This window comes from Diaphorobacter limosus, from assembly GCF_033100095.1.
GTDB classification, from domain to species: Bacteria; Pseudomonadota; Gammaproteobacteria; order Burkholderiales; family Burkholderiaceae_C; genus Alicycliphilus; species Alicycliphilus limosus.
Genome location: NZ_CP136921.1, coordinates 3,465,942 through 3,481,225, shown reverse-complemented (window position 1 = coordinate 3,481,225; position 15,284 = coordinate 3,465,942). Strand labels below are relative to the sequence as shown.

The following is a 15,284-nucleotide window of genomic DNA, read 5'->3' as shown; positions in this document are numbered from 1 at the left end:
TCTGCGCAATACCAACAAGCGCTACAGCCAAAAAACACCTGATTCACCGGGAGCGCCGGCGTCTCGCCGGCGTCCAACCCATCACAACATGTGCTGCAGAAAGGCGCGCGCGCGCTCATGGCCCGGATCGGCAAAGAACTCCGCCGCCGGGCGCGCCGTGATCAGCTCCCCCTGGTCCATGAAGGCCACGCGCTGCGCCACCTCGCGGGCAAAACCCATCTCGTGCGTGACCACCAGCATGGTCATGCGCTCCTCGGCCAGCTCGCGCATGGTGCGCAGCACCTCGCCGGTCAGCTCGGGGTCGAGGGCGCTGGTGGGCTCGTCGAACAGCATGATGTCGGGCTGCATGCACAGGGCGCGGGCAATGGCCACGCGCTGCTTTTGTCCGCCGGACAGGCGCGCGGGGTAGTTGTCGCGCTTTTGCGCCAGGCCCACCTTGGCCAGCAGCGCCTCGGCACGCGCAATCGCGGCATCACGCGCCACGCCCTGCACCACCATGGGCGCCGCTATCAGGTTCTGCAGCACGGTCAGGTGCGGGAACAGGTTGAAATGCTGGAACACCATGCCGGTCTTGGCGCAGATGCGGCGCACCTCGGCGTCCTGCGGGTAACGGCAATGGCCCGCGGCGTCGGTGCTGGCCAGCAGTTCACCCTCGATGGCGACCTGGCCGCTGTCTATCGTCTCCAGGTGGTTCAGGCAGCGCAGAAAGGTGCTCTTGCCCGAGCCCGACGGCCCGATGATGGCCACCACCTCGCCGCGCGCCACCGACAGCGACACGCCACGCAGCACCTCGTTGTGGCCGAAGCGCTTCTTCACGTCGCGCGCCTCGATCATGGGCACATCACTGGTCGTATTTGGCATAGCGTTGTTCCAGGCGCTGGAAGCCCCAGGTCAGCACCAGGGTCATGACGAGGTAGAAGGCGGCGGCGACGATGAACGGCGTGGTCGTGAAGTCGCGCTGCACGATGCCGCGCGCGGCGCGCAGCAGGTCGTTGAGCGCCAGCACATAGATGAGGGAGGTGTCCTTGACCAGGGTGATGGTCTCGTTGCTCATGGGCGGCAGGATGGAGCGCACCATCTGCGGCAGCACGATGCGGCGCATGGTCTGGCCGTAGCTCATGCCCAGCACCTTGGCGGCCTCGTACTGGCCGCGGTCCACCGACTGGATGCCGGCACGGAAGATCTCGGCGAAGTAGGCCGCGTAGTTCAGCGCAAACGCCGCCACCGCCGCCGGAAAGTCCGGCAGGCGGATGCCGATCACCGGCACAAAGGGCAGCGCGAAGTAGATGAACAGCATCTGCAGCATCAGCGGCGTGCCGCGCATCAGCCAGATATAGCCATTCACCGCCCCCGACAGCGGCGCGAAGCGCGACACGCGCGCCAGCGCCAGCGCCAGGCCCAAGGGTACGGCCAGCGCCAGCGTGATGAAAAACAGCTTCAGCGTGACGACGGCGCCCTGCGCCAGCGGTCCGAGAAGGGAGAGAACGTAGTCCATGCGTATGGCCTCATGAACGCAAAACACCGGCAGGCCCAGGCAAGGCACTGCCGGTGCGGGCCACGACGGGCGTGGCGCGAGAACTTATTTGATGATGTTTTTGCCGAACCATTGCTCGGCGATTTTCGCCGCTGCGCCGTCCGCCTTCATCTCGCCCAGGGCCTTGTCCAGCTTGCCCAGCAATTCGGCATCGTCCTTGCGAACGCCCACGCCGTAGTCCTCGGTGCCGAAGTTCTCTTCCAGCACCACATACTGGTCGGGCTTCTTGGCCACGTAGTAGCGGCCCACCACCTCGTCCACCACCACGGCCTCCAGGCGGCCGGCGGACAGATCCATCAGCGCGGTCACGTTGTCGCCAAAGGTCTTGAATTCCTTGAGCGACTTGAACACCGCCTCTTCCTTCTTGACCGCATCCACGGCACTGCTGCCGTCCTGCGCGCCCACCACCTTGCCGGCCAGGTCGGTCTTGGCCTTGATGCTTGACCCGGCGGGCACGACGATGATCTGGTGGTTCTCCATGTAGGGCGCGGTGAAGGCGATGTTCTTCTTGCGCTCCTCGGTGATGGTCAGGCCGTTCCACAGCGCGTCCACGCGCTTGCCCGACAGCTCGGCCTCCTTGGCGCTCCAGTCGATGGGCTTGAATTCGACCTCCAGGCCCAGGCGCTTGGCGGCCTCGCGGGCCATGTCGATGTCAAAGCCGACCAGCTCGTTCTTCTCGTCACGGAAACCCATGGGCGGGAAGTTGTCGTCCAGGCCGACGACGATCTTGGTGATGGCCACGGGCGCCGGTGCGGCGGCGGGAGCGGCGGGTTCCTGCTTGGAACAACCGGCAAGCACGGCGCCCAGGGTCAGCAGGGCTATGGCGGCAATCTTCTTCATGGCGAGTGTTTCTCTCAAGAACTGGCGAGGGGGGGGGTGGGAACAACCGCCACGGCGGGCCATGGCGGCAAACCGGCGATTGTCCCACGATGGCACCCCATTGCCGTGATTGCGGCCATATGGGTGTAGCGGCATGGCGGGAGCTACGCCAGCCTGCGCCAGGCGGGCGAGTCGCCCAGCAGAAAGGACTGGTTGCACTCCACCAGCTCGCGCAGGTAGTCCCACAGCACGCGCACCCGCGCCAGCTCGCGGCGGTCCGCTGGCGCTGCAAGCCAGAAGGTGCGCCGCAGCTCCACCTCGTCGGGCAGCACGGCGATCAGCTCCTGGCAGGGCTCGGCCATGAAGCAGGGCAGCACGGCCAGGCCGCGGCCCTCGCGCACCGCGTGGTACTGCGCCACCACGCTGGTGCTGCGCAGGGAGCTGGAAACATCGGGGACGATGTCGCTCAGGTAATGCAGCTCCTGGCTGAAGACCAGCTCCTCCACATAGCCGAAAAATCGGTGCGCGGCCAGATCCTGCAGTCGGCGGATGGGCCCATGCTCGCTTACATAACGCCGGCTGGCATACAGCCGCAGGCGGTAGTCGGTGAGCTTGCTGCACAGCTCGCCCGTGCGGTGCGGACGCTCGATGTTCACGGCCAGATCAGCCTCGCGCTGCGAGAGGTTGATGAAGCGCGGCACGATCAGCAGCTCCACCTGTATGCCCGGATGGCGCTCGCAGAAATGGCTCAGCTGCGGCGCCAGGAAGAAGCTGCCGAAACCCTCGGTCGCACCCAGGCGCACATGGCCGGTGAGCATGTGGCTGTCGCCGCCTATGTCCTCGCCCACCAGCACCATGGAGCTTTCCATGCGCTCCACATGCTCCAGCAGGCGCTGGCCCACGGGCGTGAGCAGGTGACCAGCCGGCGTGCGCTCGAACAGCCGTGCGCCCAGCTCCTTCTCCAGCCGGTGCAGGCGGCGCGTGATGGTGGAATGGTCCAGCTCCAGGCGCCGGGCAGCCTCCTGCGCCGACTGGGCACGCACCACGGCGAGGAACAGGCGCAGGTTGTCCCAGTTGATGCGATCCATGGCCATGCTTGCGGGAACTGTAGTGGTGCAAATCTGCATTGAGCATATGCCCAAATGCCCTATCCCTTTGCATAACTGTTGGCTTAGAGTGGTCTGCGCCGTGGCCTTGGCCCGGACACGCGATCGACAACCCAGGAGACATGCATGCAACCCCTAAGACATTCCATTGCCCTCGCCGCGCTGGCATTCTGCGCCGGTGCACAGGCGCAGATTTCCGACGATGTGGTGAAGATAGGCATCCTCACCGACATGGCCGGCCCCTACTCGGGCATGGGGGGCGCGGGCTCGGTGGTGGCGGCCAGGATGGCCATCGACGACTGCCTGAAGGCCGAATGCAAGGGCATGAAGATCGAGGTGGTGAGCGCCGACCACCAGAACAAGGCCGACATCGCCGCCACCAAGGCGCGCGAATGGCTGGATCGCGACAAGGTCGATGCGCTGGCAGACCTGACCAACTCCGCCGGCGCCCTGGCGGTGCAGAAGCTGATCAAGGAAAAGGGCGGCATCGCCATGTACAGCGGGCCGGCCACCACGCGCCTGACCGAGGACGACTGTGCCGAGAATGGCTTTCACTGGATGTTCGACACCTATTCCTCGGCCGCCGGCGCCGCCGTGGCGCTGACCAAGGCCGGCGACAAGAGCTGGTACTTCATCACCGTGGACTACGCCTTCGGCCATTCGCTCGAAAAGGATGCGTCGGACATGGTCAAGGCCAATGGCGGAACGGTGGTGGGCAGCGTGCGCCACCCGTTGAACGCCAGCGATTTTTCGTCCTTCATCCTGCAGGCGCAGAACTCCAAGGCCCAGGTGATCGGCCTGGCCAACGGCGCGCAGGACACGGTGAACGCCATCAAGGCCGCGCGCGAGTTCGGCGTCACCGGCGCCAAGGGCCAGAAGGTGGCGGCGCTACTCATGTTCCTGACCGACGTGCATTCGCTCGGCCTGCGCCAGGCCCAGGGGCTGATGTTCTCCGAGGGCTTCTACTGGGACATGGACGACAAGACGCGCGCCTTCTCCACCCGCTTCGAGAAGCTGCACAAGGGCTTCAAGCCGACCATGGTGCAGGCGGGGGTGTATTCCAGCGTGCTGCATTACCTGAGGTCCGTGGCCGCCGCCAAGACCGACGACTGGAAGGTGGTGGCGCAGAAGATGCGCGAGCTGCCCATCGACGACCCGGTGATGCGCAACGCCAGCATTCGCCCCGACGGCCGCGTGATCCACGACATGTATCTGTTCCAGGTCAAGACCCCGGCCGAGTCCAAGGGCGCCTGGGACTACTACAAGACCGTGAGCACCATTCCCGCCAAGGCTGCCTTCAAGCCGCTGGCCGACTCCACCTGCCCCCTCGTGAAGAAATAACCCCAGGAGAGCGTCATGAGCACACCCACCACCATCCACCATTTCATTGGTGGCAAGCATTACCCGTCCAGCACCAACCAGTGGCGCGACGTGACCAACCCCGCGACGCAGGAGGTCGTGGCGCGCGTGCCCTTTGCCACGCGCGACGAAGTGGAGCTGGCCGTCGCCAACGCGCACCAGGCCTTCCAGAGCTGGCGCAGCAGCTCGCTGGGCACGCGCATGCGCATCATGCTCAAGCTGCAGCACCTGATACGCGAAAACACGGCCGAGCTGGCGCAGCTGATCACGCGCGAGCATGGCAAGACCCTGCCCGACGCCGAGGGCGAGGTGGCACGCGGCCTGGAGGTGGTGGAGCATGCCTGCTCCATCACCACGCTGCAGCTGGGCGAGATAGCCGAGAACGCCGCCACCGGCGTGGACGTGTACAACCTGCTGCAGCCGCTGGGCGTGGGCGCGGGCATCACGGCCTTCAACTTCCCCGTCATGCTGCCCTGCTTCATGTTCCCCATGGCGATTGCCTGCGGCAACACCTTCATCCTCAAGCCCTCCGAGCAGGATCCCAGCTCCACCATGCGCCTGGTGGAGCTGGCGCATGAGGCGGGCGTGCCGCCCGGCGTGCTCAACGTGATCCACGGCGGCCCCGAGGTGGCCGACATGCTGTGCGACCACCCGGACATCAAGGCCCTGTCCTTCATCGGCTCCACCCATGTGGGCACGCATATCTACCGCCGCGCCAGCGAGGCCGGCAAGCGCGTGCAGTCCATGATGGGCGCCAAGAACCATTGCGTGGTCATGCCCGATGCGCCCAAGGAGCATGCGCTGAACAACCTGCTGGGCTCGGCCTTTGGCGCCGCGGGCCAGCGCTGCATGGCCAACTCGGTGGCCGTTTTCGTCGGGGCCGCGCGCGACTGGCTGCCCGATCTGGTGGCCAAGTCCAAGGCCCTGAAGGTCGGCCCCGGCAGCGACCGCAGCGCCGACCTGGGGCCCCTGGTGAACCCACGCGCCAAGGAGCGCGTGCTCGGCCTGATCGACTCCGGCGTCGCCCAGGGTGCCAAGCTGCTGCTGGACGGCCGCAGTCTGACCGTGCCCGGCTACGAGAAGGGCAACTTCGTCGGCCCCACGGTGTTTGCCGACGTGACCGAGACCATGGACATCTACAGCCAGGAGATCTTCGGCCCCGTGCTCAACGTGGTCTGCGTGGATACGCTGGAAGACGCCATCGCCTTCATCAACCGCAACCCCAACGGCAACGGCACCTCCATCTTCACCAGCAGCGGCTGGGCGGCGCGCAAGTACCAGCACGACATCAACGTGGGCCAGGTGGGCATCAACGTGCCGATCCCGGTGCCGGTGGCCTACTTCAGCTTCACCGGCTCACGCGCCTCCAAGCTCGGCGACCTGGGGCCCAACGGCAAGCAGGCCGTCCTGTTCTGGACCCAGACCAAGACCGTGACGGCCCGCTGGTATGAGGATCACGGCAGCGCCAGCGATGGCGTGAATACCACCATCTCGATGAAGTAGGACCGCGCCAGGCGGCCAGGAAGAAAGCGCCTATAGCTATAATTTAAATAGCTTTAGGCGCTTGTCACATAAGGCCTATTGGCCATTTTTATTCTTAACGCGGTAGGTCGCTGCGCCCCATCAGGAACTCATCGACCGCGCGCGCCGCCTGGCGCCCTTCGCGGATGGCCCAGACCACCAGCGACTGCCCCCGGCGCATGTCGCCGGCGGCAAACACCTTCGGAACACTCGTGGCGTAGCCACCGATGAAATCCACGCTGGCGCGGGCGTTGCCGCGTGCGTCTTTCTCGACGCCAAAGGCATCGAGCACGGCGGCCACGGGGCTGGTGAAGCCCATGGCCAGCAGCACCAGGTCGGCCTTGTATTCTTTTTCGGTGCCGGGCACCTCGGTGAACTGGCCGTTCTTGAACTCAACCTGCACGGTTTTCAGGCCCGTGACCTTGCCTTTCTGCCCGATGAATTCCTTGGTGGAGATGGCGAACTCGCGCACGCAGCCCTCGTCGTGGCTGGAGCTGGTGCGCAATTTCAGCGGCCAGTAGGGCCAGACCAGGGGCTTGTTTTCCTGCTCGGGCGGCATGGGCATGACCTCGAACTGCGTCACGCTGGCCGCGCCGTGGCGGTTGCTGGTGCCGACGCAGTCGCTGCCGGTGTCGCCGCCGCCAATCACGATCACATGCTTGCCATCGGCACGGATCTGGCCCTTGAGCTTGTCGCCCGCGTTGACCTTGTTTTGCTGCGGCAAAAACTCCATGGCGAAGTGGATGCCGGCCAGATCACGGCCCGGCGCGGGCAGGTCGCGGCTTTGCTCGGCACCGCCGGTGAGCAGCACGGCGTCAAAGTCCTTGTGCAGCTGCTCGGGGGTGATGGTTTCCTTGGCCCAGTTGGTGACCTTGCTGTCTTTGCCCAGGCCGTCCTTCTCGGCGCCGACAAAGACGCTGGTGCGGATCACCACGCCCTCGGCTTCGAGCTGTTTCACGCGCTGGTCGATATGGCCCTTGTCAAGCTTGAAGTCGGGGATGCCGTAGCGCAGCAGGCCGCCAACGCGGTCGTTCTTCTCGAACAGCGTCACGCTGTGGCCCACGCGGGCGAGCTGCTGGGCCGCGGCCAGGCCAGCCGGGCCGGAGCCGACGATGGCAACCTTCTTGCCCGTTTTATGCGCTGCCGGCTGCGGCTTGATCCAGCCCTCGGCCCAGGCACGGTCGACGATGGCGTGCTCTATGCTCTTGATGCCCACCGCGTCGCTGTTGAAGTTGAGCGTGCAGGCGGCCTCGCAGGGCGCGGGGCAGATGCGGCCGGTGAACTCGGGGAAGTTGTTGGTGCTGTGCAGCACCGTGCTGGCGCTCTTCCAGTCGCCGTGATAGACGAGGTCGTTGAAGTCCGGAATGATGTTGTTCACCGGGCAGCCGTGGTTGCAGAACGGTATGCCGCAGTCCATGCAGCGCGCAGCCTGGGTCTTGGCCTGGGATTGATCCAGGCCGATGACGAACTCCTTGTAGTGCTTGACGCGCTCGGCCGGGGCCGGGTAGCCCTCCTCGATGCGCTCGTATTCCATGAAACCGGTGGTCTTGCCCATGATTGTGGTGTCTTTCGCTGTGTCTGTGGGTGTTCTTGGGGTTGAACTCCCTCCCCTGCGTAGCGGGGGAGGGTGGGGGTGGGGGTGCCCGCTGGGGAAGCCACCCTCACCCCTGCCCTCTCCCGCCAGCGGGAGAGGGAGTTGCGTCCGGTCTACTTAGCCGCTATTACTTCTGTTTTAGGAGCTCCTTGCGCAGGCGTAGCCTGCTCTTCAAGCACTTTTCGCTCATACATCTCAACCAGGGCACGCTTGTACTCGGTGGGGAAGACCTTGACGAAGCGGCTGCGCGCGGCGGCCCAGTTGTCCAGCAGTTCGCGCGCGCGGCGGCTGCCGGTCTGGCGGCTGTGCTCTTCCAGCAGTTTTTTCAGCTGCTCCTCGTCGGTCTGGCCCTTGTGCCAGTGGCCGGGGTCCATGCTGGCGACCTGCTCGTCGGTCGGTAGCACGCGCTCCAGGCTCACCATGGCCAGGTTGCAGCGGCCGTCAAAGCGCCCGTCCTCGTCGTAGACATAGGCTACGCCGCCGCTCATGCCGGCGGCGAAGTTGCGCCCGGTCTTGCCCAGCACCACCACGGTGCCGCCGGTCATGTATTCGCAGCCGTGGTCGCCCACGCCCTCGACGACCGCCGTGGCGCCCGACAGGCGCACGCCAAAGCGCTCGCCGGCCACGCCGGCAAAAAAGGCCTGGCCGCTGGTGGCGCCAAACATCACGGTGTTGCCGACGATGGTGTTGCGCGCCGCCTCGCCGCGGAACTCGTGGCTGGGGCGCACGACGATGCGCCCGCCCGACAGGCCCTTGCCGGTGTAGTCGTTGGCCTCGCCCATCAGATTGAGCGTGATGCCTTTACACAGGAAGGCGCCAAACGACTGCCCGCCCGTGCCCTCGAAGTGGATGCGGATGCTGTCATCGGGCAACCCCTCGGGGTGCGCCTTGGTGACCGCGCCCGAGAGCATGGCGCCTACCGAACGGTTCACGTTGCGCGCCACCTCCATCAACCGCACCGGCTCGCCCTTCTGAATGGCGGGCTGGCAGCGCTCGATAAGCTTGACGTCCAGCGCCTTTTCCAGGCAGTGGTCTTGCGTCTCGACATGAAAGCGTGCCACGTCGGCCGGCACCTGCGGCTGGGCGAACAGGCGCGAGAAGTCCAGGCCCTGGGCCTTCCAGTGTTGCAGGCCACGGCGCATGTCGAGCAGCTCGGTATGGCCGATCAAGTCGTCAAACTTGCGCACGCCCAGCTGCGCCATGATCTGGCGCGCCTCTTCGGCAACGAAGAAGAAGTAGTTCACCACATGCTCGGGCTTGCCCGAGAACTTGGCGCGCAGCTGCGGGTCTTGCGTGGCCACGCCCACCGGGCAGGTGTTGAGGTGGCATTTGCGCATCATCACGCAACCCTCGACGACCAGCGGCGCGGTAGCAAAGCCGAACTCGTCCGCGCCCAGCAGCGCGCCAATCACCACGTCGCGCCCGGTCTTCATCTGGCCGTCAGCCTGCACGCGGATACGGCCGCGCAGGCGGTTCAAGACCAGGGTCTGCTGGGTCTCGGCCAGGCCGATTTCCCAGGGGCTGCCGGCGTGCTTGATGCTGGACCAGGGCGATGCACCCGTGCCGCCGTCGTGGCCGGCGATGACCACATGGTCGCTCTTGCACTTGGCCACGCCCGCGGCAATGGTGCCCACGCCCACTTCAGACACCAGCTTGACCGAGATGTCGGCGTGCGGCGCGACGTTCTTCAGGTCGTGAATCAGCTGCGCCAGGTCTTCGATGGAATAAATGTCGTGGTGCGGCGGCGGGCTGATGAGGCCCACGCCGGGCACGCTGTGGCGCAGCTGCCCGATGTATTCCGACACCTTGCCGCCGGGCAGCTGGCCGCCCTCGCCGGGCTTGGCACCCTGGGCCATCTTGATCTGGATCTGGTCGGACGACGACAAATATTCGGCCGTCACGCCAAAGCGCCCGGACGCCACCTGCTTGATCTTGGAGCGCAGGCTGTCGCCGTCTTGCAGCTCGATGTCGGACTCAACCTTGTCGGCGCCGATGATGGTCGAGAGCTTCTCACCCTTGGTGATGCTGATGCCCTTCAATTCCTTGCGATAGCGCGCCGGGTCTTCGCCGCCCTCGCCGGTGTTGCTCTTGCCGCCGATGCGGTTCATGGCCACGGCCAGCGTGGCATGCGCCTCGGTGGAAATCGAGCCCAGCGACATGGCGCCGGTGGCAAAGCGCTTGACGATTTCCTTGGCGGGTTCGACCTCGTCGAGCGGCACGGCCTGGGCCGGGTCGAACTTGAACTCGAACAGGCCGCGCAGCGTGAGCTGGCGCTTGCTCTGGTCGTTGATGATCTGCGCGTATTCCTTGTAGGTGCTGAAGTTGCCGCCGCGCGTGGCGTGCTGCAGCTTGGCGATGGCGTCGGGCGTCCACATATGCTCTTCGCCACGGGTGCGCCAGGCGTATTCGCCGCCGGTCTCGAGCATGGTGGCCAGCACCGGGTCGTTGCCAAAGGCGGCGATGTGGGTGCGGATGCTTTCCTCGGCAATCTCGAACACGCCTATGCCCTCGACGCGGCTGGCCGTGCCGGTGAAGTACTTGGCCACGGTGTCGCTGTTCAGGCCCACGCACTCGAACAGCTGCGCGCCGCAGTAGCTCATATAGGTGGATACGCCCATCTTGGACATGATCTTGGACAGGCCCTTGCCGATCGCCTTGACGTAGTTGTAGATGGCCTTGTCGGCCGACAGGGCGCCGGGCAGCTCCTGGTGCATCTCCACCAGGGTCTCCAGCGCCAGGTAGGGGTGGACGGCCTCGGCGCCATAGCCGGCGAGCACGGCGAAGTGGTGGACCTCCCGCGCCGTGCCGGTCTCTACCACCAGGCCGGTGGTGGTACGCAAGCCCTCGCGCACCAGGTGCTGGTGGATGGCAGACAGGGCCAGCAGGGCCGGAATGGCGACTTGGTTGGCCGACAGCAGCCGGTCGCTGATGATGAGGATGTTGGCCCCGCCCTTGATCTCATCGACCGCCTGGGCGCAGAGCGAGGCCAGTTTGGCCTCCACGCCCTGCTTGCCCCAGCTCAATGGGTAGGTGATGTCGATGGTCGCGCTCTTGAACTTGCCGTGCGTGTGCGCCTCGATATTGCGCAGCTTGGCCATGCTATCGAAGTCCAGCACCGGCTGGTGCAATTCGAGCCGCATGGGCGGGTTCACCTGGTTGATGTCCAGCAGATTCGGCTTGGGGCCGACGAAGGACACCAGGCTCATGACGATGGCCTCGCGGATCGGATCGATCGGCGGGTTCGTCACCTGGGCGAACATCTGGCGGAAGTAGTTAAACAAAGGCTTGCTGCGCTCGGACAAAACCGCCAGCGGGCTGTCGTTGCCCATGGAGCCGATGCCCTCCTCGCCATTCGCGGCCATGGGGGCGAGCAGGAACTTGATGTCCTCCTGCGTGAAGCCAAAGGCCTGCTGGCGCTCGAGCAGCGGCAACGCAGAGGCCACGGGCATGGCGGGCGCTGCCTGCACCTCGTCAAGCTTGATGCGCAGGTTCTCTATCCACTGCTTGTAGGGCTTGGTGTTGACGATGTTGGCCTTCAACTCGTCGTCCTCGATCAGCCGGCCCTGCTCCAGGTCGATGAGCAGCATCTTGCCCGGCTGCAAACGCCACTTGCGCAGCACCTTGCCGTCGGGCACAGGCAGCACGCCGGCCTCGGAGGCCAGGATGACCAGGTCGTCCTCGGTGACCACGTAGCGCGACGGGCGCAGGCCGTTGCGGTCCAGCGTGGCGCCGATCTGGCGGCCGTCGGTGAAGACGATGGACGCCGGGCCGTCCCAGGGCTCGATCATGGCGGCGTGGTATTCGTAGAAGGCGCGGCGGCGCTCGTCCATGCCCTCGTGCTGCTCCCAGGGCTCGGGGATCATCATCATCACCGCCTGGCTGATGGGGTAGCCGGCCATGGTCAAGAGTTCCAGGCAGTTGTCGAAGGTGGCGGTGTCGCTCTGGCCGGCAAAGCTGATGGGGTAGAGCTTTTTCAGGTCCTCGCCCAGCACCGGCGAGGCCATCACGCCCTCGCGCGCCAGCATCCAGTTGTAGTTGCCGCGCACGGTGTTGATCTCGCCGTTGTGCGCCACGTAGCGGTAGGGGTGGGCCAGAGGCCATTCGGGGAAGGTGTTGGTCGAGAAGCGCTGGTGTACCAGGCCGATGGCCGAGACGCAGCGCTCGTCGCCCAGGTCGTTGTAATACACGCCCACCTGGTCGGCCAGCAGCAGACCCTTGTAGACCACGGTGCGGCTGCTCATGCTGGGCACGTAATACTCTTTGCTGTGCTTGAGCTTGAGGTTCTGGATGGCCGCGCTGGCGGTCTTGCGGATGACGTAGAGCTTGCGCTCGAGCGCGTCCTGCACGATCACGTCGGCGCCCCGGCCAATGAACACCTGGCGCAGGATGGGCTCCTTCTCGCGCACCGTGGGCGACATGGGCATGTCGCGGTTCACCGGCACGTCGCGCCAGCCCAGCAGCTTTTGGCCCTCGGCCTTGATGGCGCGCTCCATCTCCTGTTCGCAGGCCAGGCGGCTGGCGTGCTCCTTGGGCAAAAAGATCATGCCCACGCCGTACTCGCCAGCGGGGGGCAGCTCCACCCCCTGCTTGGCCATCTCTTCGCGGTAGAGCTGATCGGGAATCTGGATCAGGATGCCGGCGCCGTCGCCCATCAGCTTGTCGGCGCCCACCGCGCCGCGGTGGTCGAGGTTTTCCAAAATCTTCAGCGCGCCGGTGACGATGTCGTGGCGCTTGACGCCCTTGATATGGGCCACAAAGCCCAGGCCGCAGGCGTCGTGTTCGTTGTGGGAGGCATACAGGCCGTGTTGTTGCAGGTGCTGGATCTCGGCAGCCTTGGTCATCGCGCGCTTTCTCAAAATATCGCAGGGAAGCGGAGATTAAGGCATCAACCCATGCAGCGCAAGCATATTAATTGGGGTCAGATTCCAATTAATTTCAGGACATCATCGTCTCCATTTATTTAGGGACATATTAAATTAATAGCTAATAATGCTTAACTGATAAGCATTGCACCTGTTTTGCTCAGCCGGTTTGAATAGCGGGACGCCCAGCTTTGCCCTTGGCAACACGGCGCTGGGTACGTTGTTGCAACGCAGCAATGAAGTCCGCCTCGCCCAGCGCCCAGCCGGCATGGACGGACTGGCCGATCTGCGCCTGGTCTGCCCCCACGATGCCCGCCCGCACCAGCTCGCCATAGGCCGCCTCGCGTGCAAACGGCGTGTTGCCCAGCGACCAGAACAGCGCATGCGGCGTGACCAGGGGATCGTTGCGCCGCCCCATGCTGTGCGCGTAGCTGGACCAGGGGTAGTCGCCCGGCTGGGCGACCATGCCGGCGCGCACCGGGTTCAGGTCGATGTAGACCATGCAGGCCAGCAGGTAGCGCTCGGACTGCACGATGGTCGAACGGTAGCGCCCCTCCCACAGCGTGCCGCTGCGCTGGTGGCGGCGGTTGAAATAGCGCACATAGCTGCGCCCGACGGACTGCATCATCAGCGGCAGGCCATCCTGCGTCTGCGGCGTGGCCAGCAGGTGGAAATGGTTGCCCATGAGCACATAGGCGTGGATCTCGACCTGGAGCTTCTTGGCCTGCTCGGTCAGCAGGCCCAGCATGAACTCGTGATCCGCAGCATCCCTGAAGATCATCTGCCGGTTGTTGCCACGCTGAATGACATGGTGCGGATAGCCAGGAACGGTGAGCCGGGGCAGGCGGGCCATGGAGTCTCCTTAATTGGGGTCAGACTCCAATTATCGAGATGGCAGGCCGCCTGTCAATTAATTGGAATCTGACCCCAATAAGGTTTGCACGCCGAAACGTGGGCCCAGGGCCTGGGTGAGGCCAAACTCTTCCAGGATGGCCGCCAGCCGCTCGCGGGCGCTGTGCTTCTTGTGACCGGTGTGGCGTGCCAGGATGAGCTCGTTCTTCAGGCTGTGCTCCCAGCCCACCAACTCGGTGACGGTGACCTGGTAGCCGGAGGCCTCCAGGTGCAGGCAGCGCAGCACATTGGTGATCTGGCTGCCGAGCTCGCGCGTGTGGATCGGGTGGCGCCACAGCTCGGCCAGGGGCGTGCGCGCCAGGGACAGGGCCTAGGTTTGGCGCAGGCTGGCCGCCACCTCGGCCTGGCAGCAGGGCACGAGCACCATGGCGCGGGCCTGTTTTTGCAGGCCGAAGGCAATCGCATCGTCGGTGGCGGTGTCGCAGGCGTGCAGCGCGGTGACGATGTCAAAGCGCTCGGGCAGGCCGGACAGTGCCGCGGCGTCGGCCACGGCCATGTCCAGGAACTGCATGCGCTCAAAGCCCAGGCGCTGCGCCAGTGCGCGCGATCGCTCGACCAGCTCGGCGCGCCACTCTATGCCGTAGATCTCGCCGCGCCCCAGGCTCTTGAAGAACAGGTCGTAGAGGATGAAGCCCAGGTAGGACTTGCCCGCGCCATGGTCGGCCAGCAGCGGCGCATGGCCATCTGCCGACAGCTCGGCCAGCAGCGGCTCTATGAACTGGTACAGGTGGTAGACCTGCTTGAGCTTGCGCCGCGAGTCCTGGTTCAGCCGCCCCTCGCGCGTGAGGATGTGCAGATCTTTCAGCAGCTCCACGGACTGGCCCGGCCGCAACTCGGCCAGCACCGCCGCCTGGGCGGCCTGGGCCGCATCGGCCTTGGACTGGGCGCGGCTCATGCGCCGCCCTTTTCATCATCCTTCTTGCCGCCATGGCCCATGGGGCAGCGCGCGCCTACGTCCAGATCGACCCAGCCCTGCATGCCCAGGCGCTCCAGCACCTCGATGTTGCGCTCGAAGATTTCCTCGGCCTCGGGGAACACCTCCACGGCGCGGTCCAGGCTTTCCTCGCGCAGCAGGTGCAGCGTGGGGTACGGCGCGCGATTCGTGCAGTTGCTCACGTCATCAGCCAGCGTGCCCTCGAACTGAAAGCGCGGGTGGAACGACGCCACCTGCAGGATGCCGGCCAGATCCATGGCCTCGACCAGCTCGTCGGCCAGCTCCAGGAAGTCGTTGAAGTCGAGAAAATCCGGCATCGCCAGCGGCGCCATCAGCAGCGTGGTGTCGCGCTTCTCCGCCGGCGCCTCGGCCAGCGCCTCCAGCTCGCGCTGCAAATCCTGTAGCAGCTCGCGCGCATCGGTGGCGTGGCTCACGGCGTAATGGATCTGATCCTTGGTGTGCACGCCCTTGGCAAACGGGCACAGATTCAGGCCGATGACGGCGCGCTCCAGCCAGCGCACGGTGTCCTGCACCACCAGGGCGTCATCGCAGGCGGGTTGCGGGCTGGGTTGGTCGGGCGCTGTGCTCATGGTGCTGCTCTCGCTGAAACGGGGGCAGGCATTGTATGCCCCGCCCCCGCACC

Annotated in this window: 10 protein-coding genes and 1 pseudogene; 2 read left to right on the top strand and 9 right to left on the bottom strand. The window is 65.4% G+C overall.

Annotated features, from left to right (window positions below):
* Positions 1-81 precede the first annotated feature (81 nt).
* From P4826_RS16645 to P4826_RS16630, 4 genes are all read right to left on the bottom strand, one after another.
* Positions 82-861: an amino acid ABC transporter ATP-binding protein gene (locus P4826_RS16645; protein ID WP_317701475.1), complete on the bottom strand. Its 780-nt coding sequence runs from the start codon at positions 859-861 to the stop codon at positions 82-84.
* Positions 842-1,495, bottom strand: a complete 654-nt coding sequence (locus tag P4826_RS16640) for an amino acid ABC transporter permease (protein ID WP_317701474.1) — start codon at positions 1,493-1,495, stop codon at positions 842-844. The genes P4826_RS16645 and P4826_RS16640 overlap by 20 nt, the downstream gene beginning before the upstream one ends.
* A gap of 84 nt (positions 1,496-1,579) precedes the next feature.
* Entirely contained in the window at positions 1,580-2,374 is a 795-nt protein-coding gene (locus tag P4826_RS16635) for an amino acid ABC transporter substrate-binding protein (RefSeq protein ID WP_317701473.1), read from the bottom strand.
* Positions 2,375-2,517: 143 nt separating this feature from the next.
* A complete protein-coding gene (locus P4826_RS16630) occupies positions 2,518-3,441 on the bottom strand; it encodes a LysR family transcriptional regulator (RefSeq protein ID WP_425605181.1) in 924 nt (307 codons plus the stop codon).
* A 144-nt stretch (positions 3,442-3,585) separates the two neighbouring features.
* Between P4826_RS16630 and P4826_RS16625 the strand changes: the two genes are divergently transcribed.
* Positions 3,586-4,800: an ABC transporter substrate-binding protein gene (locus P4826_RS16625; protein ID WP_317701471.1), complete on the top strand. Its 1,215-nt coding sequence runs from the start codon at positions 3,586-3,588 to the stop codon at positions 4,798-4,800.
* A gap of 15 nt (positions 4,801-4,815) precedes the next feature.
* A complete protein-coding gene (locus P4826_RS16620) occupies positions 4,816-6,321 on the top strand; it encodes a CoA-acylating methylmalonate-semialdehyde dehydrogenase (protein WP_317701470.1) in 1,506 nt (501 codons plus the stop codon).
* 94 nt (positions 6,322-6,415) lie between these two features.
* On the opposite strand, the gene P4826_RS16615 is transcribed toward P4826_RS16620, so the two are convergent.
* The 5 genes and pseudogenes from P4826_RS16615 to P4826_RS16595 all read right to left on the bottom strand — a co-directional run bounded on the left by P4826_RS16615 (position 6,416) and on the right by P4826_RS16595 (position 15,231).
* Positions 6,416-7,894, bottom strand: a complete 1,479-nt coding sequence (locus P4826_RS16615) for a glutamate synthase subunit beta (RefSeq protein ID WP_317701469.1) — start codon at positions 7,892-7,894, stop codon at positions 6,416-6,418.
* Between the two features lie 152 nt (positions 7,895-8,046).
* Positions 8,047-12,774, bottom strand: a complete 4,728-nt coding sequence (locus tag P4826_RS16610; RefSeq protein ID WP_317701468.1) for a glutamate synthase-related protein — start codon at positions 12,772-12,774, stop codon at positions 8,047-8,049.
* 181 nt (positions 12,775-12,955) lie between these two features.
* The gene (locus tag P4826_RS16605; RefSeq protein WP_317701467.1) at positions 12,956-13,648 is read right to left on the bottom strand and encodes an REP-associated tyrosine transposase; all 693 of its coding nucleotides are present in this window, start codon (positions 13,646-13,648) and stop codon (positions 12,956-12,958) included.
* Positions 13,649-13,705: 57 nt separating this feature from the next.
* Positions 13,706-14,602: pseudogene (locus P4826_RS16600) on the bottom strand (class I SAM-dependent methyltransferase).
* Positions 14,599-15,231 carry a DUF1415 domain-containing protein gene (locus P4826_RS16595; protein ID WP_317701466.1) on the bottom strand — a complete coding sequence of 211 codons (633 nt, stop codon included), beginning with the start codon at positions 15,229-15,231 and terminating at the stop codon, positions 14,599-14,601. Before P4826_RS16595 ends, P4826_RS16600 begins: the two are co-directional and overlap by 4 nt.
* Between the last annotated feature and the right edge of the window lie 53 nt (positions 15,232-15,284).